22 protein-coding genes are annotated in these 21,742 nt (G+C 69.5%); 7 read left to right on the plus strand and 15 right to left on the minus strand.

The features are described from left to right. The first annotated feature begins 41 nt into the window (after positions 1-41). Positions 42-917, plus strand: coding sequence for an ABC transporter permease (locus AOK08_RS12810; RefSeq protein WP_055525642.1), 876 nt, complete (start codon positions 42-44; stop codon positions 915-917). 40 nt (positions 918-957) lie between these two features. Here AOK08_RS12810 and AOK08_RS12815 read toward each other — a convergent pair whose 3' ends face one another. Continuing rightward, a complete protein-coding gene (locus AOK08_RS12815) occupies positions 958-1,296 on the minus strand; it encodes a hypothetical protein (protein ID WP_055525643.1) in 339 nt (112 codons plus the stop codon). A 234-nt stretch (positions 1,297-1,530) separates the two neighbouring features. On the opposite strand from AOK08_RS12815, the gene AOK08_RS12820 reads away from it, so the two are divergent. Further along, a complete protein-coding gene (locus AOK08_RS12820; RefSeq protein ID WP_055525644.1) occupies positions 1,531-2,559 on the plus strand; it encodes an LLM class flavin-dependent oxidoreductase in 1,029 nt (342 codons plus the stop codon). 114 nt (positions 2,560-2,673) lie between these two features. Here AOK08_RS12820 and AOK08_RS12825 read toward each other — a convergent pair whose 3' ends face one another. Beyond that, positions 2,674-3,066 (minus strand): SCO5389 family protein, encoded by a 393-nt coding sequence (locus tag AOK08_RS12825; protein WP_055525645.1) that lies wholly within the window; start codon positions 3,064-3,066, stop codon positions 2,674-2,676. 298 nt (positions 3,067-3,364) lie between these two features. On the opposite strand from AOK08_RS12825, the gene nucS reads away from it, so the two are divergent. Then, positions 3,365-4,036, plus strand: coding sequence for an endonuclease NucS (gene nucS / locus AOK08_RS12830; protein WP_055525646.1), 672 nt, complete (start codon positions 3,365-3,367; stop codon positions 4,034-4,036). Between the two features lie 159 nt (positions 4,037-4,195). Here nucS and AOK08_RS12835 read toward each other — a convergent pair whose 3' ends face one another. The 3 genes from AOK08_RS12835 to AOK08_RS12845 form a co-directional block, all read right to left on the minus strand. Further along, positions 4,196-6,811, minus strand: a complete 2,616-nt coding sequence (locus tag AOK08_RS12835) for an ATP-binding protein (protein WP_055525647.1) — start codon at positions 6,809-6,811, stop codon at positions 4,196-4,198. Positions 6,812-7,089: 278 nt separating this feature from the next. Next, on the minus strand, positions 7,090-7,413 hold the full coding sequence (locus AOK08_RS12840; RefSeq protein WP_055525648.1) for an STAS domain-containing protein: 324 nt from the start codon (positions 7,411-7,413) through the stop codon (positions 7,090-7,092). Positions 7,414-7,644: 231 nt separating this feature from the next. Beyond that, positions 7,645-8,493 carry a 3-hydroxyacyl-CoA dehydrogenase family protein gene (locus AOK08_RS12845; RefSeq protein WP_055525649.1) on the minus strand — a complete coding sequence of 283 codons (849 nt, stop codon included), beginning with the start codon at positions 8,491-8,493 and terminating at the stop codon, positions 7,645-7,647. A gap of 203 nt (positions 8,494-8,696) precedes the next feature. Between AOK08_RS12845 and AOK08_RS12850 the strand changes: the two genes are divergently transcribed. Continuing rightward, the gene (locus tag AOK08_RS12850) at positions 8,697-9,269 is read left to right on the plus strand and encodes a cob(I)yrinic acid a,c-diamide adenosyltransferase (protein ID WP_055525650.1); all 573 of its coding nucleotides are present in this window, start codon (positions 8,697-8,699) and stop codon (positions 9,267-9,269) included. Here AOK08_RS12850 and AOK08_RS12855 read toward each other — a convergent pair. After that, positions 9,186-9,833, minus strand: coding sequence for a hypothetical protein (locus AOK08_RS12855; RefSeq protein WP_055525651.1), 648 nt, complete (start codon positions 9,831-9,833; stop codon positions 9,186-9,188). The two genes, AOK08_RS12850 and AOK08_RS12855, sit on opposite strands and share 84 nt — an antisense overlap. A 196-nt stretch (positions 9,834-10,029) precedes the next feature. Between AOK08_RS12855 and AOK08_RS12860 the strand changes: the two genes are divergently transcribed. The 3 genes from AOK08_RS12860 to AOK08_RS12870 all read left to right on the plus strand — a co-directional run bounded on the left by AOK08_RS12860 (position 10,030) and on the right by AOK08_RS12870 (position 13,859). Continuing rightward, the gene (locus AOK08_RS12860) at positions 10,030-11,229 is read left to right on the plus strand and encodes a sensor histidine kinase (RefSeq protein WP_055525652.1); all 1,200 of its coding nucleotides are present in this window, start codon (positions 10,030-10,032) and stop codon (positions 11,227-11,229) included. A 14-nt stretch (positions 11,230-11,243) separates the two neighbouring features. After that, positions 11,244-11,885, plus strand: coding sequence for a response regulator (locus tag AOK08_RS12865; RefSeq protein WP_055525675.1), 642 nt, complete (start codon positions 11,244-11,246; stop codon positions 11,883-11,885). 144 nt (positions 11,886-12,029) lie between these two features. After that, positions 12,030-13,859 carry a glycoside hydrolase family 18 chitinase gene (locus AOK08_RS12870; protein ID WP_055525653.1) on the plus strand — a complete coding sequence of 610 codons (1,830 nt, stop codon included), beginning with the start codon at positions 12,030-12,032 and terminating at the stop codon, positions 13,857-13,859. A gap of 24 nt (positions 13,860-13,883) precedes the next feature. Here the strand turns inward: AOK08_RS12870 and AOK08_RS12875 are convergent, their stop codons facing one another. The 9 genes from AOK08_RS12875 to atpB all read right to left on the minus strand — a co-directional run bounded on the left by AOK08_RS12875 (position 13,884) and on the right by atpB (position 21,732). Next, a complete protein-coding gene (locus AOK08_RS12875; protein ID WP_055525654.1) occupies positions 13,884-14,330 on the minus strand; it encodes a DUF2550 domain-containing protein in 447 nt (148 codons plus the stop codon). A 130-nt stretch (positions 14,331-14,460) separates the two neighbouring features. After that, complete coding sequence (locus AOK08_RS12880) at positions 14,461-14,838, minus strand: F0F1 ATP synthase subunit epsilon (protein WP_055525655.1); 378 nt, start codon at positions 14,836-14,838, stop codon at positions 14,461-14,463. Positions 14,839-15,051: 213 nt separating this feature from the next. Continuing rightward, the gene (gene atpD / locus AOK08_RS12885) at positions 15,052-16,488 is read right to left on the minus strand and encodes a F0F1 ATP synthase subunit beta (RefSeq protein WP_055525656.1); all 1,437 of its coding nucleotides are present in this window, start codon (positions 16,486-16,488) and stop codon (positions 15,052-15,054) included. Next, positions 16,488-17,405, minus strand: a complete 918-nt coding sequence (locus AOK08_RS12890; protein WP_055525657.1) for a F0F1 ATP synthase subunit gamma — start codon at positions 17,403-17,405, stop codon at positions 16,488-16,490. Before AOK08_RS12890 ends, atpD begins: the two co-directional genes overlap by 1 nt. Before the next feature lie 20 nt (positions 17,406-17,425). After that, the gene (gene atpA / locus AOK08_RS12895) at positions 17,426-19,018 is read right to left on the minus strand and encodes a F0F1 ATP synthase subunit alpha (RefSeq protein WP_055525658.1); all 1,593 of its coding nucleotides are present in this window, start codon (positions 19,016-19,018) and stop codon (positions 17,426-17,428) included. Between the two features lie 159 nt (positions 19,019-19,177). Continuing rightward, positions 19,178-19,993, minus strand: a complete 816-nt coding sequence (locus AOK08_RS12900; protein ID WP_055525676.1) for a F0F1 ATP synthase subunit delta — start codon at positions 19,991-19,993, stop codon at positions 19,178-19,180. A 2-nt stretch (positions 19,994-19,995) separates the two neighbouring features. Beyond that, entirely contained in the window at positions 19,996-20,547 is a 552-nt protein-coding gene (locus tag AOK08_RS12905) for a F0F1 ATP synthase subunit B (RefSeq protein WP_198539255.1), read from the minus strand. Positions 20,548-20,589: 42 nt separating this feature from the next. Then, entirely contained in the window at positions 20,590-20,820 is a 231-nt protein-coding gene (gene atpE, locus AOK08_RS12910) for an ATP synthase F0 subunit C (protein WP_055525659.1), read from the minus strand. Positions 20,821-20,892: 72 nt separating this feature from the next. Beyond that, positions 20,893-21,732, minus strand: coding sequence for a F0F1 ATP synthase subunit A (gene atpB / locus AOK08_RS12915; protein WP_055525678.1), 840 nt, complete (start codon positions 21,730-21,732; stop codon positions 20,893-20,895). Positions 21,733-21,742 lie beyond the last annotated feature (10 nt).

Below are 21,742 nucleotides of genomic sequence, written 5' to 3' on the forward strand. Positions count from 1 at the left end.
GTGCCGGGCGCCCCCGCCCTGACCAAGCCCGAGGACGCCCGATGAGCACGCCCCAGCAGCCCCCGACGCAGCAGTCGGCACCACAGGCCGCGCCCGACTGGCAGGCGGCGGCGCCCGGCACCTCGTACGCCCCTTACACCTCGCCGATCCCGATCACGCGCACGCACCTCGGTCATGCCCTCGCCTCCGAGTGGACGAAGATCAGGTCGGTGCGCTCCACGATCTGGACGCTCGGGGTGTTCCTGCTGCTCGTCATCGGCATCGGCATGCTGGTCGCCGCGCAGACGACCACCGAGGACTTCGGGAAGGTGCCGTACACGATCCCCGCGTTCTTCGGGCTGGTCCTCGGGCAGATCTGCCTGATCACGCTGGGCGTGCTGGTCGTCTCCTCGGAGTACGGCACGGGCATGATCCGTACGACGTTCACCGCCTCGCCGCAGCGCCATCGGGTGCTCGCCGCGAAGCTGATCATCTTCTTCGCGGTCGCGTTCGTGGTGTCCGCGTTCGCGATCGGTTTCGTCGGCCTGGTGACCGAGTCGATGCACACCGGAGACGGCGGCGAGGCGTGGGGCGGCTCGGTCGTCATGGGCGCGCTGTACGTCTCGCTGCTCGGGGTGCTCGCCCTCGCGGTCGGCTCGATGCTGCGGCACTCGGCGGGCGCGATCACGGCGATGCTGGGGCTGGTCCTGGTGCCGGCGATCCTGCCCGGGTTCCTGATGCTGTCCGAGGGCATGCGGACGATCGCCGAGAAGATGATGGAGTACAACGCGCCCAGCGCCCTCGCCAAGATCTTCGGGCTGGGCGGCGAGGACGGCAGCGGCGGCGCCGGCGGTGGCGCTCAGCTCGGTCTGCTCGCCGGGGTGACCGCGGCGGCCATCGCGGGCGCCTTCGTGCTGCTGGACCGCCGGGACGTGTGATTCACCCGGATGTGTGAACTCCCCCGGGCGACGGGCGAGTTCAGAACCTCGGTGCGTTACGGGACCGCTGCACCCGCGTGGTGCGGCGGTCCTTCGCGTTCCAGCACGCCTTGTGCCAGTGCCGCCGGTCGTCCACACCCGCGTGCTCGGCCCAGGCGACCACGTGCGGGACGCCGGACGGGATCAACTGGTCGCAGCCGGGGCAGCGGTACGTCTTGCCCTGGGCACCGGAGCCCGCCACATGCCGGACGTTCCAGCTCTCGCCCTGCCAGCTCTCCGAGGACTGGAAGCCGCCGTAGCGGCCCGAGTCGTCCTCGTCGGCGGGCCGGCCGCCGGAGGAGTCGCCGGAGCCTTGGGGGCGGTTGCGACGCGGGGACACAGGACACCTCACGGAGCGGTTCAGGGGGCACTTGACCCCTCCAGCCTACGCGGCGCGATCCGGGGTAGAGGTAAGTCAGGAGCTGCCATCGGCACCCCGGCCTCTCCGCGCCCGGCCGCGCGATTCTGCAGACAATCCGCCTATCTCTCCGCCAAGCCGTGACTTCGTCACGTGTCGAGCGGTTATGCCGTGCGGGGGAGCTCCGTGTCGGGGCCTAGGAAGCAGGAAAGAGCAATGCGCGTAGGAAGCTTTGTGCTGGCGGCCCAGTTCCCGGGCCAGGGCCAGGGGGAGGCGCTGCACCGGGCGGTCAGGTCGGCCGAGGTCGCCGAGGAGGCGGGGCTCGACACGGTCTGGCTGGCCGAGCACCACTTCGTGCCGTACGGCACCTGCCCGTCCGCGACCACCCTGGCCGCCCTGCTGCTGGGCCGCACCCGGCGCATCCGGATCGGTACGGCGGTGAGCGTACTGCCGACCACCCACCCCGTGGCCCTCGGTGAACAGGCCGCGCTGCTGCATGTGACGTCCGGCGGGCGGTTCACGCTGGGCGTGGGGCGCGGCGGGCCGTGGGTCGACCTGGAGGTGTTCGGGACGGGCCTCGACGCGTACGAGAAGTCGTTCCCGGAATCACTCGATCTGCTGGTCCGCTGGCTGCGCGAACCGTCCGTGTCGGCCGGCGGCGACCGGTTCAGCTTCCGCGAAGTGCCCGTCGTACCAAGGCCGTCGGAGTCGCTGACGGACACCGCGGGGCCGGAGGTCGTCGTCGCGTGCACCTCGCCGTCGAGTGTGCGGCTGGCCGCCGAGCGCGGACTGCCGATGCTCCTCGGGATGCATGTCGGGGACGAGGAGAAGGCCGAGATGGTCGCCCTGTGGCGGCAGTCGGCGCGCGCGGCCGGACGAGACGAGGACGAGATCCGGGGTGCCGCCCATGTGTCGGCGGGCGTCTGCCAGATCGCGGACCGGCGCACGGACGCGGTCGAGACGCTGATGAAGGCGATGCCGGGCTGGCTGCGACAGGGGCTGGAAGCGCATGTCACGGTGGACGGCAGGGCCCGTTCGATGCGGGATCCGGTGGCGTACACCGAACTCCTCTGCGGGCTGCACCCGGTGGGCACGCCCAGGCTGTGCGCCGACCGGCTCGCGGCGACCTCGGAACGGACGGGCATCTCACGGTTCGCCCTGCTAATCGAGGGGTCCGGCGACCTCGCGGCCACCGAGGACAACGTACGGCGGCTGGGGACCGAGGTGCTCGCCCAACTGCGCTGAACACCCGGCTACGAAAGCACCTGGCCGCCGAGAGCACCCGGCTGCCGCGGGGAGCTTGCCGCCCCGTACAGAAACACCTCCCGCGTACGGAGCGGCAAGCCGGTGCCCCTCGCCTCAGCAGTCCCGGAATTCCGGGGACTGGTTCAGCAGTTGGCTGCGCACCGAGGTGAAGCGGTCCAGCTTGACGTCAACTGACGCGTCCAGCGGGAACACCGCCACCCGGTGGCAGTTCTGGAAGGCCAGCCGCACACCGAAGTGCCGCTGCAGGGCGCCGCGTATCGCGTCACTCGCCAGCGCACGCAGCAACTGGCCTCGTGCCTGCTCGTCCGGCGGCGGCGTCTGGTTGTCGGCGAAGTCTCCGCCGTCCACCTTCAGCTGGGCCACCAGGGAGCTGATCATCTCCCATGCGTAGGGCAGGGAGTTCCGGACGCAGTCGACGAAGGCGGCTTCGTCGACCTCGCCTCGCTCGGCCTGTTCGAGTAGGGCCGGTGAGACGTCGAGCGACATGAGTTCTCCTCTCGCACCCCCGGGTCGCAGGGGTCGCCGGACAGGGAAAGGGAGCCCGCGAAACTGAGCACGCTCCGTAGATGCATCGCGACCTCCCGGTTACTACCGTAGGCAACGGACCGTGACGGCACCAGGAAAACGCGGATAGAGGACCGGTCAAGAGCGTCCCAGTAGGCACACAATCAGCCAACAACGAACAGTTGCCCCTGGCATGTTCCATCGGCCCACGATGCCCGGTAAGCACCTCTGAGGTGGGCGAATCGCGTGGAACACCGCGCGTCGAGTAGCGTTGCCGACCATGCGTCTCGTCATTGCGCGCTGTTCCGTGGACTACGCGGGCCGGCTCACCGCTCATCTCCCGTCGGCCCCCCGCCTCATCCTGGTCAAGGCTGACGGCAGCGTCTCGATCCACGCGGACGACCGCGCCTACAAGCCTCTCAACTGGATGTCTCCGCCCTGCACGTTGAAGGAGGGGGCCGGAGAAGAGGAGGGGATCTGGACCGTCATCAACAAGGCGGGCGAGAAGCTCATCATCACGATGGAGGAGATCCTCCACGATTCCTCGCACGAACTGGGCGTGGATCCCGGCCTGATCAAGGACGGCGTGGAAGCACACCTCCAGGAACTCCTCGCCGACCGCATCGAGACCCTCGGCGAGGGCTACACCCTCATCCGCCGCGAGTACATGACGGCCATCGGCCCGGTGGACATCCTGTGCCGTGACTCCGAGGGCGCGACGGTCGCGGTGGAGATCAAGCGGCGCGGCGAGATCGACGGCGTGGAGCAACTCACGCGCTATCTGGAACTGTTGAACCGCGACCCGCATCTCGCGCCGGTCCGCGGCATCTTCGCCGCCCAGGAGATCAAGCCCCAGGCCCGGGTCCTCGCCACGGACCGGGGCATCGGCTGCGCGGTACTGGACTACAACGCGCTGCGCGGCATCGAGGACGACAAACTCCGGCTGTTCTGACGTCTGTTCACTCCAACAGGAGACTGGTACGGCTTGGTCGCACGGCTTGGCTGTACGGCTCGGTCGTACGGCTCGGTCGTACGCGGAAGGGGGCGGGCCCGTAGCTACGGGCCCGCCCCCTTCCGCATGCCTTCCTCGCTCGCTCTCCCCGTGCCGCCGTCAGATCACCGGCGAACCGGTGTCGTCGGCCGGGGCGCTCGCCGATTCACTCGCCGTCTCGGTCTGGATGGGGCTGGTGGCGGGGCCGCTGGCCGAGTTGGTGGTCTCCGGGGCGGTCGGCGTCCCCGTCGGTTCCTCGGTCGGCCCGGTCGGGGTCTCTGTCGGTGTCGACGTCCCCGGGTCGGTCGGAGTGGGCGTGGGAGAGCCGGGCGTCTCGGAGGGCGGTGTCGACGACGGAGTCAACGAGGGCTTGGGCGACGGACCGCCGCTGGTCTCCCCGCCCCCCGGCGTCTTCGTCCCCGTGGGCTCGTCCGTCGGCTTCGCGTCGTCCGTGGGCGGGGGCGTCGGGTCGTCCGAGGTGCCCATCGTGCCGTCGGGGCCCGGGTCGGTCGGCCGGCTGGTGGCCGTACCGGTGTCGCCGTTGTCGCCGTCGCCGTTGTTGGCCTTGTCCGCGCCCAGGCTGTCGTCGTCGCCGCCCGGACTGGCGGACGGGTTCACGCCGACCTGACCGGACGGCGCGTCGGTGTGGTTCGAGGTCGCGCCCAGTGTCACCACCGTGCCCAGGACGGCCGCGAGCAGGGCGCCCGCGCCGACCGCCACGAGGTTGCGCCGGGCCCCGCCCACGAGCCGCTTGACGGCCGAGACCTTGTGCGCCCCGCCGCCCCCGGACGGCGACGCGATGACCGTGGCCGGGAAGTCACCGCCCCCGTAGCCGTAACCGGAAGCGGAAGCCGAACCGGAACCGAGGGGCGACGGCTTGAGCGGCGGGTAGCCCGTGGCGCCGAAGGCGGCCGGGACCCCGCCGGGCGGCGACGCCGACTCCTCGTGCCGTGCGTCCGGCCGCTCCTCGCCCGCCGTGCGGACCGGGCCGGAGCCGAGGCCGGGGGTGTCGCCGGACCGGTCGGCGACCAGGGTGAGGGCGCGGCGGCCGGCGACCGTGCCGCGCTTGTCGGCGACGGCGGCGCGCAGGCCGATCGCGGCCTCCAGTTCGGCGCGGGCCATGTCGAGCTGTTCGCCGCAGAGCGCGAGGATGCCCAACTCGTGGCGGAAATAAGCCTGTTCCGAGATGTCCCCGGCGAGCCGGGCGGCCTCGGCACCGTAGTGCAGGACGGTTTCCCAGGCGCTCCAGTACAGGCCGGCCGCGAAGGCGGGCGCCGCCGTGCGGGCCAGCCGTACGGCCGTGCTCTCCCCGTCCGCTTCCTCGCCCTCCCCCGGCGGCGCGGTCGCGGGGACCAGGACGGCGAGGGCGGCGAGCAGGGCGTCGGCCTCGGCGGAGACCCGCTCGGGGGTCACCGACGGGTGCCCGGCCCACCAGGCGTAGTGCCGGGCCGCGGTGAACGCCCGGTCCTGGGCGTCCTCGCCGTATCCGGCGGCCTCCAGCTGGGTCCGTACGCCGGCCGCGAGCCGGTAGTGGGAGCCGACGGCGGAGACCAGGGCGCACCCGAGCAGCTCGCCGAGGGCGGCGTCCGCGTGGGTGTCGCCGACGAGCGCGGGCAGATGGGCCTGGTGGGGCACCTCGCCGCCGAGCGCGACGGCGAACCGCAGGGTCTCCCGCGCGGACTCGCTTAGCCGGGACGCGAGCAGCGGCGCGGGCGCGGCACCCTCGGCGAGCGAGGGCAGCGGTACGTCGTTCTCGTCGCCCGCGTCGGCGGGCGGTGTGTCGGCCGGTGCGTCGTCGAAGACGCCGAACTCGTCGACGGCGTGGGCGGTGGCGCGCTGGCCGTCGCGCTGCCTGAGCAGGGCGCCGGCCTGGACGAACCGCAGGGGCAGGCCCTCGGACTCGAACCAGAGGTCGCCGGCCCAGTTGGCCTCCTCCTCGGTGAGGACGCGGCCGACGGCACGCTCCAGGAGTTCCAGGCCGCCGGACCGGTCGAGTCCGTCGAGGAACAGTTCCTCGATCAGCGCGCCGGCGGACGGCGCGGGCACGTCGGGGGTGGCGCTGATCAGGAAGGCGCACTCGGGGGTCGCGTCGAGGAGTTCGTCGAGCGCGGCCCCGCCGAACTCCACGTCGTCGAGGACGACGACCGCGCCGACCTCGCGGACGAGGGCGAGCAGTTCGTCCGGATCCGGCCGGTACAGGGGTGCGCCGTAGACGGCGTGGAAGAGGTCGTGGAGGAGGTCCGCCGAGGTGCGGTGGAGGCCGGTGAGGCGGACCACTCCGTCGGGGGCGAGGTCCGCGCAGTCGGCGGCGACGGCGTCGAGGAGCCTGGTGCGGCCGGATCCGGCGGGGCCGGTCAGGCGTACGGAGCGGCCACGGGCCAGCAGCCGCACCAGCCGTTCGCGCTCGCCGTCGCGCTCCAGGAGCGGCAGTTCCGGCCGGGCGGGTCCGGGCGGTACGGGTGGCGTGGCGGCGCGGGTGATCTCGGCGCGCTCGGCCGCCGTGAACTTGGCGGGCCGGCCGGGCCGTTCGCCGGGCGGGCAGACCTCTATCTCGCTGCCGTCGACGGGGTTGACGGTGAGCAGGTAGTCGCCCGAGACGAGCTGCGCCGTGCGGGCGAGCGCGGGCGTGTGCTGGCCGAAATCGGATGTGAGGGCGTCGCGAGGCGGGCGCTGCCGTGGCGTGGTGCCGTCGGCGTCATGGCCGTACTCCTCGGAGCCCTGGTTGTTCGGGTCCATAAGGTTCAAGCCCCCCAAAAGCGTCGTGTGCGGGTCGACAGGACCCAGGCCCCTCCCGGCCTTGCCGCACACTGCGCTGTCGCTTCTGGTCCGGACCCGCTCATGGGATTTAGGCGGCGGGCGACCGAACCCTAAACCTTCGCACAGTATCCATGACAGGCCGGGGTACCGCGCCGTCCGAGAGGTCACGGTCTCGTGAGGATTGTGCGAACTGTGTCTTTTCCGGGGAATGGCCCCCGGGCCCCCGGCGGAAGAGCAGCTCAGCCGGGGTGTGGCCGTCACACTCGGGGCAGTGACTCCACCCCGATGCCGCCCTCGATCGCCAGGATCCGGTGCAGCCGGGTGGCCACCAGCAAACGCTGCATCTGCGGTGGTACGTCGCGCAGCACGAGCCGTCTGCCGCACCGCCCGCATCGCCGGTGGGCCCCCATGATCACCCCGAGTCCGGTGGCGTCCCAGGAGTCCAGCCCGGACAGGTCGAGCACCAGATCGCCGACGCCCGTGTCGACGGCCGTGTGCAGGACCGTACGGGCGTCCGCCGCGCTGCGGACGTCGAGGCGGCCCCCGACGACCAGCTCGGCGTGGTCGCCCCTGATGTACATATGCGCTCCCGTGAGTGCGTGTCGTGCTCCGCGTCGGTAGGTGATGCAACGTCTGACTGCCCGAGGGGCGGTCAGGTTGCCGTCTGTGAGCGAACCGATACTCAATTCACCCCACAGGGTGACACCCCAGGGGTTCGTGCGGTTTCCGTGCCTGTTGACTACGTGCGGTACCGCTAGGTGCTGTTCTGCGCTGCTCGGTGCTGCTCGGTGCTGCTCGGTGCTTGTAGCCGCTCAGTGCTTGTAGAAGCCCTGCCCGCTCTTCCGGCCGATGTCACCGGCGTCAACCATCCGGCGCATCAGCTCCGGAGGAGCGAACTTCTCGTCCTGGGACTCGGTGTAGATGTTGTTGCTGGCGTGCAGCAGGATGTCGACCCCGGTGAGGTCGGCGGTGGCCAGCGGGCCCATGGCGTGCCCGAAGCCGAGCTTGCAGGCGAGGTCGATGTCCTCGGCGGAGGCGACCCCGGACTCGTACAGCTTGACCGCCTCGACGAGGAGCGCCGAGATCAGCCGGGTCGTCACGAAACCGGCGACATCCCGGTTGACGACGATGCAGGTCTTGCCGACGGACTCGGCGAACTCCCGCGCGGTGGCGAGGGTTTCGTCGCTCGTCTTGTAGCCGCGGACCAGCTCGCAGAGCTGCATCATCGGCACCGGCGAGAAGAAGTGCGTACCGACGACCCGGTCCGGGCGGTCGGTGACGGCGGCGATCTTGGTGATCGGGATCGCGGAGGTGTTGGAGGCGAGCACGGCGTCGTCGCGCGCGATCTTGTCGAGCGCGCGGAAGATCTCGTGCTTGACCTCCAGCTTTTCGAACACGGCCTCGACCACGATGTCCGCGTCGCCGACCGCGTCCAGGTCGGTGGTCGCGGTGATGCGCGCGAGGGCGGCCTCGGCGTCGGCCGCGGCAAGTTTGCCTTTGCCGACGAACCGGTCGTACGAGGACTTGATGCCGTCGGTGCCACGGGTGAGCGCTTCGTCGGTGACATCGCGCAGTACGACGTCCCAGCCCGCCTGGGCGGAGACCTGGGCAATGCCGGAACCCATCAAGCCGGCTCCGATGACGGCAAGCTTCCGTGCCACTGTGCGACTCCCCTGACGCGCTGTTTATGTCTGCCTCGTGTATTGGGCCTCTTCGGCGGACCCTAGCGGTCGTGAGGGTGCCCTGTGACCGGTAAGTAATGCGCGTCACGTCTCATCTGGCGGACATCACACCGACGTGGCTCATTCGTCGCCTCGAACGGCCTAGTTGGGCGGTCCTCGGTGGGCGTCACTACGCTGACGGCATGGTCAATCTGACGCGCATCTACACCAGGACCGGCGACCAGGGCACCACCGCCCTCGGTGACATGAGCAGGGTCGCCAAGACCGATCTGCGGATCTCGGCGTACGCCGACACCAACGAGGCGAACGCGGTGATCGGCACCGCCGTCGCCCTCGGGGCGCTGCCGGAGGGGATCGTCAAGGTGCTGACCCGGGTGCAGAACGACCTGTTCGACGTGGGCGCCGACCTGGCGACACCGGTGGCCGAGAACCCGGAGTTCCCGCCCCTCCGCGTCGAGCAGTCGTACATCGACAAGCTGGAGGCGGACTGCGACCGGTTCCTCGAAGACCTGGAGAAACTGCGCTCGTTCATCCTCCCCGGCGGCACCCCCGGCGCGGCCCTCCTCCACCAGGCGTGCACGGTCGTACGCCGTGCCGAGCGCTCCACGTGGGCGGCGCTGGAGGTCCACGCCGAGGTCATGAACCCGCTCACGGCGACCTACCTGAACCGGCTATCGGACCTGCTCTTCATCCTCGCCAGGACGGCCAACAAGGCGGTCGGGGATGTCCTTTGGGTCCCGGGCGGCGAACGCTGACCGCTCCCGCCGCTCATGCCGTTCCTCATGGCCGGCCGGTGCCTTCTTCGGCCAGATCGCGTACGTCAGCGCGATCAGCCCGTGGATGCCGACGATCCTGAGCGCCGCGAACTGGGTGGCCCGCAGCGACGAGGTGTTCCCGTCACCGACGTACCAGACCGCCGCCTGGAGCAGCGCGCACGCGACCGCCGCCATGACGACCGTACGCAGCCACAGGCGGCCCTCGTGGCGGGCGCGGGCCATGCCGTAGCGGGGTGGTTTCGGCGGGGGTGGGCCGCCGGCCAGGCGGTGGGCGGCGTGGCCGTCGAGCCAGCGGATCGTGTAGTGGCCGTATCCCACGGTGAAGCCGATGTAGATCGCGGCCAGGCCGTGCTCCCAGCCCGGTTCGGCGCCGCCCCGCAGATCGATCGCCGTGACGGTGAACAGGACGAGTTCCAGCAGCGGCTCGCACAGCAGCAGCGCCACGCTGGTGCGGCGCCACTTCAGCAGGTAGCGGACGGCCAGACCGAGCGCCAGCAGCACCCAGAAGCCGACCTCGCAGGCGACGATCAACGCGACGATCACGACTTCGCTCCTCACAGCTCACCACTCGCGGGAGAACCCCCGAGGGGGCCGGGGAATCCGTTCTCCTTCCAGACTCCCGGCGGGACGGACCCGATTCGTCGTCGGCTGTGAGGAAGTCGCCGTACATCGAAAGATGCAGTTGGGGACCCTTCCCGGGGATCAGGCGGGCGGCACCCGGGCCGTGTTGGATGGAGTCATGGCTCCGCGACTCCCCCGCCCGCACCGCGACGACGTGCGCATCGCGCTCGCGGGACTGCTCGGCGGGCTGCTGATCTGGGGCGTCGGTCTCGGCACCCGCACGGCCCGTGATCCGCTCGTACTGATGGAAGGGCGCTGGCCGATCCTGCTGCCGCTCGTCGTGACCGCCGGCTGCGAACTGCTCCGGCGGGTCCGCCCGCGTACGGGCCTGCTGATCGGTATCGCCGCACTGACCGTTGACTGCGTCACCCGGGGCAATCTCGCGACCCTCGTGATGTTCACCGACCTCGTGTACGCGGCCGTGCTGTACGGGCCGCCCGCCACCGCCCGCCGGATCCCCTGGATCACGGGGCTGCTGTCGGTGGCGACCGCGATCGTGCCCTTCGCCGTCTGGCAGGTGCCGGAGGCGCTGCTGATCGGGGTGGTCGTCGGCCTTGTGACGTTCACGCCCGCCGCCACCGGTCTGATCGTGCGCAACCACCGCGACGCCGCCGACTCCGCCCGGCTGCGCGCCGAACAGACCGCGCTGCTCGCCGAGTTCGACCGTACCCAGGCGGTGACCTCCGAACGGGCGCGGATGGCACGCGAGTTGCACGACATGGTCGCCAACCACCTCTCCGCGATCGCGATCCACTCCACGGCCGCGCTCTCCCTCGACGACCCGGACACCTCCAAGCGAGCCCTCGGTGTCATCCGCGAGAACAGCGTGGCGGGACTGGCCGAGATGCGCCGCCTGATCGGCATCCTGCGCGACAGCGGCGGCGACCTGGAACCGGCGGCGGCCCCGACCCTGGACGGCCTCGGCGCACTGGTCGACGGCGCCCGCACCAACGGTCTCGACGTCACGCTCGACACCGACACGGATCACGCGGCGCTGCCCGCGCCGGTCGAGCTGGCCGCGTACCGCATCGTCCAGGAGTCCCTGACCAACGCCCTCAAGCACGCCTCGCCCGGCCGGGTCACGGTGGCGCTCGCCCGGCGGGACAGTTCGCTGAGGATCGCTGTGACCAGCCCGTACGGCGACCACGGCGGCCTCGGCGGCCCTCGCGCCCCCGGCTCGGGCGCCGGTCTGGTCGGGATGCGGGAGCGGGTCGCGCTGCTGGGCGGCACCTTCACAGCTGGAGCGGACGGCGCCCACTGGGCCGTACGCGCCACACTGCCCCTCACCGAAGCCGAAGCCGAAGGAGAAGACGTATGACACAGGCCGAAGCGGTGATCCGGGTGCTCGTCGCCGAGGACCAGTCGGCCGTACGGGCCGGGCTCGTCCTCATTCTGGGCAGCGCGCCGGGCATCGAGGTGGTCGGCGAGGCGTCGGACGGTGAGCGGGCGGTGGAGCTCGCCCGTGAACTGCGGCCGGATCTGGTGCTGATGGACATTCAGATGCCGCGTCTGGACGGGGTGTCGGCGACCCGGATGGTGGTGGCCGAACAGCTCGCCGACGTCCTGGTGCTGACCACCTTCGACCTCGACGAGTACGTGTTCGGGGCGCTGCGCGCGGGCGCCTCCGGCTTCCTGCTCAAGAACACGGAGGCGAGGGACCTGATCGAGGCGGTACGGACGGTGGCGCGCGGCGAGGGTCTGATCGCCCCGGCGGTCACCCGGCGCCTGATCGCCGAGTTCGCCGCCGGCCCGGTCAAGGAAACGAGGGCCGACCCCGCAGTCCTGGACACCCTCACCCGCCGCGAACGCGAGGTGCTGTCGTGCCTCGGCGACGGACTGTCCAACGCGGACATCGCGGCCCGCCTCGACATGGCCGAGGCGACGGTGAAGACGCACGTCAGCCGGTTGCTGGGCAAGCTGGAGCTGCGCAGCCGTGTCCAAGCGGCGGTACTGGCACAGGAGTTGGGGATTTAGCGGAATCAGCGCAATCGGGCGGCCATACACCTCGCGAAGTGGTCCAGACCTATTGACCGTTGGTCCAGACCTTCCTATTCTCGCGGAACTGTGGGTGCGAAGGCTCAGTCGCACCCCGCCCTGACACCTCCAAGGAGGCACGTCATGCGCTTCGGACGTATCGGACACAGATGTGCGGCGGGCCTGACGGCCCTGATCCTCCCCCTCGCGGCCCTGGTCGGCCTCTCGACCCCGGCACACGCGGCAACGTCGGCCACCGCGACCTACGCCAGGACCCAGGACTGGGGCACCGGCTTCGAGGGCAAGTGGACGGTCACCAACACCGGTACCACGTCGATCAGTTCATGGACGGTCGAGTGGGACTTCCCCTCGGGTACGTCCGTCACCTCGGCCTGGGACGCGGATGTGACCTCCAGCGCCACGCACTGGACGGCCAGGAACAAGTCCTGGAACGGCACCCTCGCCCCCGGTGCCACCGTCTCCTTCGGCTTCAACGGCGTCGGCTCCGGCTCCCCCGCCAACTGCAAGCTGAACGGCGCCAGTTGTGACGGTGGTTCACTCCCGGGCGACAACGCCCCCTCGGCGCCCGGCACTCCCACCGCCTCCGACGTCACCAACACCTCGGTGAGGCTCGGTTGGGGCGCGGCCACCGACGACAAGGGCATCAAGAACTACGACGTCCTGCGCGGCGGCACCAAGGTCGCGACGGTGACGGCCACCTCGTACACGGACACGGGTCTGACCGCCGGTACGGACTACTCGTACACCGTCCGGGCCAGGGACACCGCCGACCAGACCGGTCCGGTCAGCGGCGCGGTCGCCGTGCGCACCACCGGCGGCCCCACGGATCCGCCCACCGGCAACAAGGTCAAGCTCGGCTACTTCACCGAGTGGGGCGTCTACGGCCGCAACTACCACGTCAAGAACCTGGTGACCTCGGGCTCGGCGTCGAAGATCACGCACATCAACTACGCGTTCGGCAACGTCAAGGACGGCAAGTGCGTCGTCGACGACACCTACGCCGCCTACGACAAGGCCTATACCGCCGACCAGTCGGTGTCCGGCACGGCCGACACCTGGGACCAGCCGCTGCGCGGCAACTTCAACCAACTGCGCGAGCTGAAGGCCAAGTACCCCCACATCAAGGTGCTTTACTCCTTCGGCGGCTGGACCTACTCCGGCGGCTTCGCCCAGGCCGCCGCCAACCCGGCCGCCTTCGCCGCCTCCTGCAAGGCGGTCGTCGAGGACCCGCGCTGGGCGGACGTCTTCGACGGCATCGACATCGACTGGGAGTACCCGAACGCGTGCGGCCTGACCTGTGACACGTCAGGTGCCGCGTCCTTCAAGAACCTGCTGTCGGCGCTGCGTTCGGCGTTCGGGGCGAACTACCTGGTCACCGCGGCCATCACCGCCGACGGCTCCTCCGGCGGCAAGCTCGACGCGGCCGACTACGGCGGCGCCTCCGCCTACGCGGACTGGTTCAACGTGATGACGTACGACTACTTCGGCGCCTTCGACGCGGACGGCCCGACCGCCCCGCACTCACCGCTCACCTCGTACGCCGGTATCCCGGCCGCCGGCTTCAACTCGGCGGACGCCATCGCCAAGCTGCGGGCGAAGGGCGTCCCGGCGGCGAAGCTGCTGCTCGGCATCGGCTTCTACGGCCGCGGCTGGACCGGCGTCACCCGGTCCGCCCCCGGAGGCACGGCGACCGGCGCGGCTCCGGGCACGTACGAGGCGGGCATCGAGGACTACAAGGTCCTCAGGACGTCCTGCCCGGCCACCGGCACGATCGCCGGGACCGCGTACGCGTACTGCGGCAACAACTGGTGGTCGTACGACACTCCCGCGACGATCGCCGGGAAGATGACCTGGGCGAAGAACCAGTCCCTGGGCGGCGCGTTCTTCTGGGAGTTCAGCGGCGACACGAGCAACGGGGAGCTGGTGAGCGCGATCAGCGGGGGCCTGGCGTAGGCGCACCGCCCTCGTAAGCCCTGGTCAGGCCACGTTCACCTGTTGCCCGGGAGGCGCCGCCTCCAGCCAGGCGAGGAAACCGGTCAGCGCGTCGTCGCTCATCGCCAGCTCCAGTCTCGTCCCCCGGTGGACGCAGGCCAGCACCACCGCGTCCGAGAGGAGGGCCAGCTCCTCCTCTCCGTCGGGGGCGCGGCGGCCGGACACCTCGATCGCGGAGCGTTCCAGGACGCGGCGCGGCCGGGGGGAGTACGAGAAGACGCGGTACCACTCGATGCGGTCGCCGTTGTAGCGGGCGACGCCGTAGCCCCAGCCCTTGCCGCTGGGGTCGGGTTTCTCGGGCGCGTCCCAGCGCAGGCTGCAGTCGAACGTACCGCCGGAGCGCTGGATGAGTCTGCGGCGCAGGCCGAAGACGAACAGGCCCACCGCCACGATCACCACTACCAAGCCGCACACAGTCAGAGCGAGGAACATCGACACCGACCTCCTCGTCTCCTAGGTAACGGAAAAGAAAAAACGTCCGGATTCGCCTCAGCCGCGGCCAGGACCGGAGGTAACCGGTCCCAGCCGCGGCTGAGGCAAAGCATCACACTGGGCGCTGGATTCAGCGCGCCGCCACGGCCCGCAGACGGACATCCGCACGACGCTCGGCGGAGGCATCGCCCTCCGCCTTCGCGCGTTCGAGCTCACGCTCGACGCGCTGGACGTCGATCTCGTCCGCCAGCTCGGCGATCTCCGCCAGCAGCGACAGCTTGTTGTCCGCGAACGAGATGAAACCGCCGTGCGCCGCGGCGACGACCGTTCCACCATCACTCGTACGGATGGTCACCGGGCCCGACTCCAGCACACCCAGCAGCGGCTGGTGACCGGGCATGACGCCGATGTCGCCGGACGTGGTGCGCGCGACGACCAGGGTGGCCTCGCCGGACCAGACCTGACGGTCGGCAGCGACCAGCTCGACGTGCAGCTCAGCAGCAGCCAAGGTTGGCTCCTCGGGTCACCACCCGGCTGGATCACCGGGTGTTGCGTATAAGTCTAGTAGGGCTCCGAGCACCGAAGTGTCGGGGCCTCCCCCAGGCTTTCGGCCGGGGGTCTGGGGGTTATCCCCCAGGCGGTGCAGCAGTGGTAGTGCGGAGAGGGGCAGGACGCACCCCGTGAAGGGTGCTCCCCTGCCCCTCTCCCAAAGGCGCGGGGGTCAGGAGACGCCCAGCTCCTTGGCGTTGGCCTTGAGGTCCTCAATGCCACCGCAGAGGAAGAACGCCTGCTCCGGGAAGTGGTCGTAGTCGCCGTCGATGATCGCGTTGAACGCGGTGATCGACTCGTCCAGCGGCACGTCCGAACCGTCGACGCCGGTGAACTGCTTGGCGACGTGCGTGTTCTGGGACAGGAAGCGCTCCACACGACGGGCACGGTGGACGACGAGCTTGTCCTCCTCGCCCAGCTCGTCGATACCGAGGATCGCGATGATGTCCTGAAGGTCCTTGTACTTCTGCAGGACCGTCTTGACGCGCATCGCCGTCGCGTAGTGGTCCGCCGCGATGTAGCGGGGGTCCAGGATGCGGGACGTGGAGTCCAGCGGGTCCACGGCCGGGTAGATGCCCTTCTCGGAGATCGGACGGGAGAGAACCGTCGTCGCGTCGAGGTGGGCGAACGTGGTGGCCGGGGCCGGGTCGGTCAGGTCGTCCGCGGGGACGTAGATCGCCTGCATCGAGGTGATCGAGTGACCACGGGTCGAGGTGATGCGCTCCTGGAGGAGACCCATCTCGTCGGCCAGGTTCGGCTGGTAACCCACCGCGGAGGGCATACGGCCGAGCAGGGTCGAGACCTCGGAACCGGCCTGCGTGAAGCGGAAGATGTTGTCGATGAAGAACAGCACGTCCTGCTTCTGCACATCGCGGAAGTACTCCGCCATGGTCAGACCGGCCAGGGCCACGCGCAGACGGGTGCCCGGGGGCTCGTCCATCTGGCCGAAGACCAGCGCGGTCTTGTCGATGACGCCCGAGTCGGACATCTCCTCGATGAGGTCGTTGCCCTCACGGGTGCGCTCACCGACACCGGCGAACACGGAGACACCGTCGTGGTTGTTGGCGACGCGGTAGATCATCTCCTGGATGAGCACCGTCTTGCCGACACCGGCACCGCCGAACAGGCCGATCTTTCCACCCTTGACGTACGGGGTGAGAAGGTCGATGACCTTGACGCCGGTCTCGAACATCTCGGTCTTCGACTCGAGCTCGTCGAAGCGCGGGGCCTTGCGGTGGATGCTCCAGCGCTCGCCCGAGTACTTCTCGTCGGAGTTCAGCACCTCACCGAGGGTGTTGAACACCTTGCCCTTGGTGAAGTCGCCGACGGGGACGGAGATGCCCGTGCCGGTGTCGGTGACCACGGCCTGGCGGACCAGACCGTCGGTGGGCTGCATGGAGATGGTGCGGACCAGGCCGTCACCCAGGTGCTGGGCGACCTCCAGGGTCAGCGTCTTCTTCTCGCCGGCGAGGGCCGGGTCGGCCACCTCGACGTGAAGGGCGTTGTAGATCTCCGGCATGGCGTCGACGGGGAATTCCACGTCGACGACCGGGCCGATGACCCGGGCGACGCGGCCCGTGGCAGCGGCCGTCTCAACTGTCGTCGTCATTACCTGTCACTCCCCGCGGTCGCGTCGGCCAGGGCTGCGGAGCCACCGACGATCTCGCTGATTTCCTGGGTGATTTCGGCCTGGCGGGCCGCGTTGGCAAGTCGGGAGAGAGTGGTGATGAGCTCTCCCGCGTTGTCGGTGGCCGACTTCATCGCGCGGCGCGTGGCGGCGTGCTTGGAAGCGGCCGACTGGAGCATCGCGTTGTAGATACGGCTCTCGACGTACCGCGGCAGCAGGGCGTCGAGGACGTCCTCGGCCGACGGCTCGAAGTCGTACAGCGGAAGGATCTCGCCCTTCCCCGTCGACTCCGCGGCCACCTCGTCGAGGCGGAGCGGCAGCAGACGGCCGTCGACCGCGTTCTGCGTCATCATCGAGACGAACTCGGTGTAGACGATGTGGAGTTCGTCCACGCCGCCGTCCGCCGTCTCCTTCTCGATGGCCTCGATGAGCGGAGCCGCGACCTTCTTGGCGTCCGCGTACGTGGGCTCGTCGGTGAAGCCCGACCACGACTCCACGACCTTGCGCTCGCGGAAGTTGTAGTGGGCGAGACCGCGGCGGCCGACGATGTACGTGTCGACCTCCTTGCCCTCCGCCTCAAGGCGCGCCGTCAGCTGCTCGGCGGCCTTGATCGCGTTGGAGTTGAAGGCGCCGGCCAGACCGCGGTCGCTCGTGAGGAGCAGGACCGCGGAACGGATCGGCGTCTCGGCCTCGGTGGTCAGCGGGTGCCTGGTGTTCGAGCCCGTGCCGACCGCCGTGACCGCGCGGGTGAGCTCGGTCGCGTACGGCGCGGAGGCCGCCACCTTGCGCTGCGCCTTGACGACGCGCGAGGCGGCGATCATCTCCATCGCCTTGGTGATCTTCTTGGTCGCGGTGACGGATTTGATGCGACGCTTGTAGACCCGGAGCTGGGCTCCCATGAGTCAGGTCCCTTCCGTCGTCACTTGCCCGCGGCGGCGGGGGCGTCTTCGCCGAGAAGCTTGCCGTCCGAGGTCTCGAACTGCTTCTTGAACTCCGCGACGGCGTCGCCGATGGCTGTGATCGTGTCGTCAGACATCTTGGCGCCCTCCTTGATGGAGGTCATGAGGCCCTGCTCCTTGCGGTGCAGGTACTCGAGGAGCTCCTTCTCGAAGCGGCGGATGTCGCCCACCGGTACCTCGTCCATCTTGCCGGTGGTACCGGCCCAGATGGAGACGACCTGGTCCTCGGTGGCCATCGGCTGGTACTGAGCCTGCTTGAGCAGCTCGACCAGTCGCATACCACGCTCCAGCTGCGACTTCGACGCGGCGTCCAGGTCGGAACCGAAGGCGGCGAACGCCTCCAGCTCGCGGTACTGGGCGAGGTCGAGACGCAGTCGGCCGGACACCTGGCGCATCGCCTTGTGCTGCGCGGAACCACCGACTCGGGAGACGGAGATACCGACGTTCAGCGCGGGGCGCTGACCGGCGTTGAACAGGTCCGACTCCAGGAAGCACTGGCCGTCGGTGATGGAGATGACGTTGGTCGGGATGAACGCCGAGACGTCGTTGGCCTTCGTCTCGACGATCGGCAGACCGGTCATCGAGCCCTTGCCCAGCTCGTCGGAGAGCTTCGCGCAGCGCTCCAGCAGACGGGAGTGCAGGTAGAAGACGTCACCCGGGTAGGCCTCGCGGCCCGGCGGGCGGCGCAGCAGCAGGGACACGGCGCGGTAGGCGTCGGCCTGCTTCGAGAGGTCGTCGAAGATGATGAGGACGTGCTTGCCCTCGTACATCCACTGCTGGCCGATGGCCGAACCGGTGTACGGGGCGAGGTACTTGAAGCCGGCCGGGTCGGACGCCGGGGCGGCGACGATGGTCGTGTACTCCAGCGCGCCGGCCTCTTCGAGGGCGCCACGCACGGAGGCGATGGTCGAACCCTTCTGACCGATGGCGACGTACACGCAGCGAACCTGCTTGTTGACGTCACCGCTGCGCCAGTTGTCGCGCTGGTTGATGATCGTGTCGACGGCCAGCGCGGTCTTGCCGGTCTGACGGTCGCCGATGATCAGCTGACGCTGGCCACGGCCGATCGGGGTCATCGCGTCGACGGCCTTGTAGCCCGTCTCCATCGGCTCGTGCACCGACTTGCGCGCCATGACGCCCGGAGCCTGCAGCTCCAGGGCGCGACGACCGCTGGTCTCGATCTCGCCGAGGCCGTCGATCGGGTTGCCGAGCGGGTCGACGACGCGGCCGAGGTAGCCCTCACCGACGGCCACGGACAGGACCTCGCCGGTACGGGTGACCGGCTGGCCCTCTTCGATGCCGCTGAACTCGCCGAGGATGACGGTACCGATCTCGCGCTCTTCGAGGTTGAGCGCGAGTCCGAGGGTGCCGTCCTCGAACTTCAGCAGTTCGTTGGCCATGGCCGAGGGGAGGCCCTCGACCTTCGCGATGCCGTCGCCGGCAAGGGTGACCGTACCGACCTCCTCGCGCGAGGCCGCGTCCGGCTTGTACGACTGGACAAAGTTCTCCAGCGCGTCCCGGATCTCCTCCGGCCGGATCGTGAGCTCCGCCATCTGGGTTCCCTGCTCTCCTTGTTGGGCCCGAAGTTTCACTTGGGGGGATGGGGACTCCCCCCAATAAGAGGTGAATCCTCTGCACGGCCCAACCAGGGCCGCAGTCAAGTACGTACTACGAGTGTTGAGTTGCTGCGTGCTGTGTGACTGCCGGGCGGACTAGCCCGCCATACGGCGGCCGGCGTCCTCGATGCGGTCCGCGATGCTGCCGTTGATGACCTCGTCGCCGACCAGCACCCGGATCCCGCCGAGGACCTCGGGGTCCACGTCCAGGTTCAGGTGCATCTGGCGGCCGTAGAGCTTCGCGAGGGCGGCGCCGAGGCGCTGCTTCTGCGGGTCGCTCAGCGGAACCGCCGAGGTGACGACGGCGACCATGCGGTCCCGGCGCTCGGCGGCGAGCTTGGACAGGGATTCGAGTCCCGCCTCCAGGCTACGTCCCCGCGGCGCGGTGACCAGGCGCGTCACCAGACGCTCGGTGGTGGCCGCGGCCCGGCTCCCGAGCAGGCTGTGCAGCAGCTCGCTCTTGGCTCCGGTGGTCGCGGCACGGTCGGTCAGCGCGGCGCGCAGCTCGGTGTTCGAGGCGACGATCCGGCCGAACCGGAACAGTTCGTCCTCGACGTTGTCGAGCGCGCCCGCCTGCTGGGCGGCGGTGAGGTCGGCGAGGTCCGCCAGCTCCTCCAGCGCGTCCACCAGGTCGCGCGAACGCGACCAGCGGGAGCGCACCATGCCGGCCACCAGGTCGGTGGTGGGACCGCCGACCTGACCGCCGAAGAGGCGCTGGGCCAGCTCGGCCTTGGCCTCTCCGGGCTGCGCCGGGTCGGTGAGGACCCGACGCAGCGACACCTCGCGGTGCAGCAGCGCGGTGACCGAAGCCAGCTCCTCGGACAGCTTCTTCGCGTCGGCGGACGTGGAGTCCGTCAGCGCGTCGAGCCGCTCCCGTGCGGCGGCGGCAGCCTCGCGACTGGCTCCGTGCACGGTCATCGAGTCGCCTCGGCCTTCTCCTCAAGGTCATCGAGGAAACGGTCGATCACGCGGCTCTGCCGGGCGTGGTCCTCGAGGGACTCGCCGACCAGCTTGCCGGCCAGCTCGGTCGCGAGCTTGCCGACGTCCTGGCGGAGCGCGGACGAGGCGGCCTTGCGGTCGGCGTCGAGCTGGGCGTGACCGGCGGCGACGATCTCCTCACGCTGCCGCTGGCCTTCCGCGCGCATCTCGGCGATGAGCGTGGCACCCTGCTCCTGCGCCTCCTGGCGCAGCCGCGCGGCCTCGTGCCGGGCTTCGGCGAGCTGAGCTTTGTACTGTTCGAGGACACTCTGGGCCTCGGTCTGAGCGGCCTCGGCCTTTTCGATACCGCCCTCGATGGCCTCGCGCCGCTCTTCCAGAACCTTGTTGATGGTCGGGAGGAGCTTCTTGGCGAGGAAGCCGAAGACGATGACGAAGGCGATCAGGCCGATGACAAGCTCCGGCCACGGCGGAATGAGAGGGTTTTCCTTCTCCGCCTCGGCCGCAAGCTGAACCAGTGCGTGGTTCACATCAGTGCCTTTCGTCGAATGGGGCTGTCGTCGTGGTTCGTCTTAGTAGACGAACGGCATGACGAGGCCGATGAGGGCCAGCGCCTCACAGAACGCGAAGCCGAGGATCTGGTTGGCGCGGATCAGGCCGGCCGCTTCGGGCTGACGAGCCAGGGCCTGGGTGCCGTTACCGAAGATGATGCCGACGCCGACGCCCGGGCCGATCGCGGCGAGGCCGTAACCGATGGAGCCGAGGTTGCCAGAGACCGCAGCAAGGGTCTGGAGAGCGGACATGCCGGTTCTTCCTTCTCTTTCAGTGATCCGGTGGGGGTTGGCCACCGGATGTCTCTTGATGGGGCGGGCAGCTCAGTGGTGCTCGGCGAGCGCGCCCTGGATGAAGGTGCACGTCAGCAGGACGAAGACGTACGCCTGGACGGCCTGGACGAAGAGCTCGAAGGCGGTCATCACGAGGACCATCACGAAGGAGACGCCCGAGTACGCGATGCCGATGCCGTTCAGCATGTACCAGCTGGCGATCGTGAAGAGCAGCAGCAGGGTGTGACCGGCGAACATGTTCGCGAACAGTCGCACGGCGTGCGTGAACGGGCGGACCACCAGGTTCGAGAAGAACTCGATCGTCATGGCCAGCGGGAGAACCGCGCCCAGCGACTTGTCGTAGCCCGTGAAGTTCTTGAAGGCGCCGACGAAACCGTGCCGCTTGAAGGTCAGCGAGACCCACGTGATGTAGACAATGGCCGCGAGAACCGCCGGGTAGGCGATGATCGAGGTCACCGGGAACGAGGCGACCGGGACGATCGACCAGAGGTTCATCATCCAGATGAAGAAGAAGAGCGAGACGGCAAGCGGTACGTACTTGTCGCCTTCCTTCTTTCCGATCGTCTCGTAGACGATGCCGCGCCGGACGAAGTCATAACCGGCCTCGGCGACCATCTGCAGTTTGCCGGGAACCATCTTGGGCTTGCGGAACGCCGCCCAGAAGAATCCCACCACGATGATGGACGAGAGCAGGGCGAGCAGCATGGGCTTGTTGAAGTAGAGCCCGTTGCCGTCGGCGTTGCCCCAGAGCGGCTCGAACATGAACGAATGCAGGCCCGGAGCCGGGAAGCCACAACCGTCGAAGAGGTGGCAATCGGTCTCGAAGGCGAGCACCTGCGTCGGGTCAGCACTCACCGCGGGCTCCTTCAGCGTGGCGCAT

Source organism: Streptomyces graminilatus (assembly GCF_001418565.1).
Classification (GTDB): domain Bacteria; phylum Actinomycetota; class Actinomycetes; order Streptomycetales; family Streptomycetaceae; genus Streptomyces; species Streptomyces graminilatus.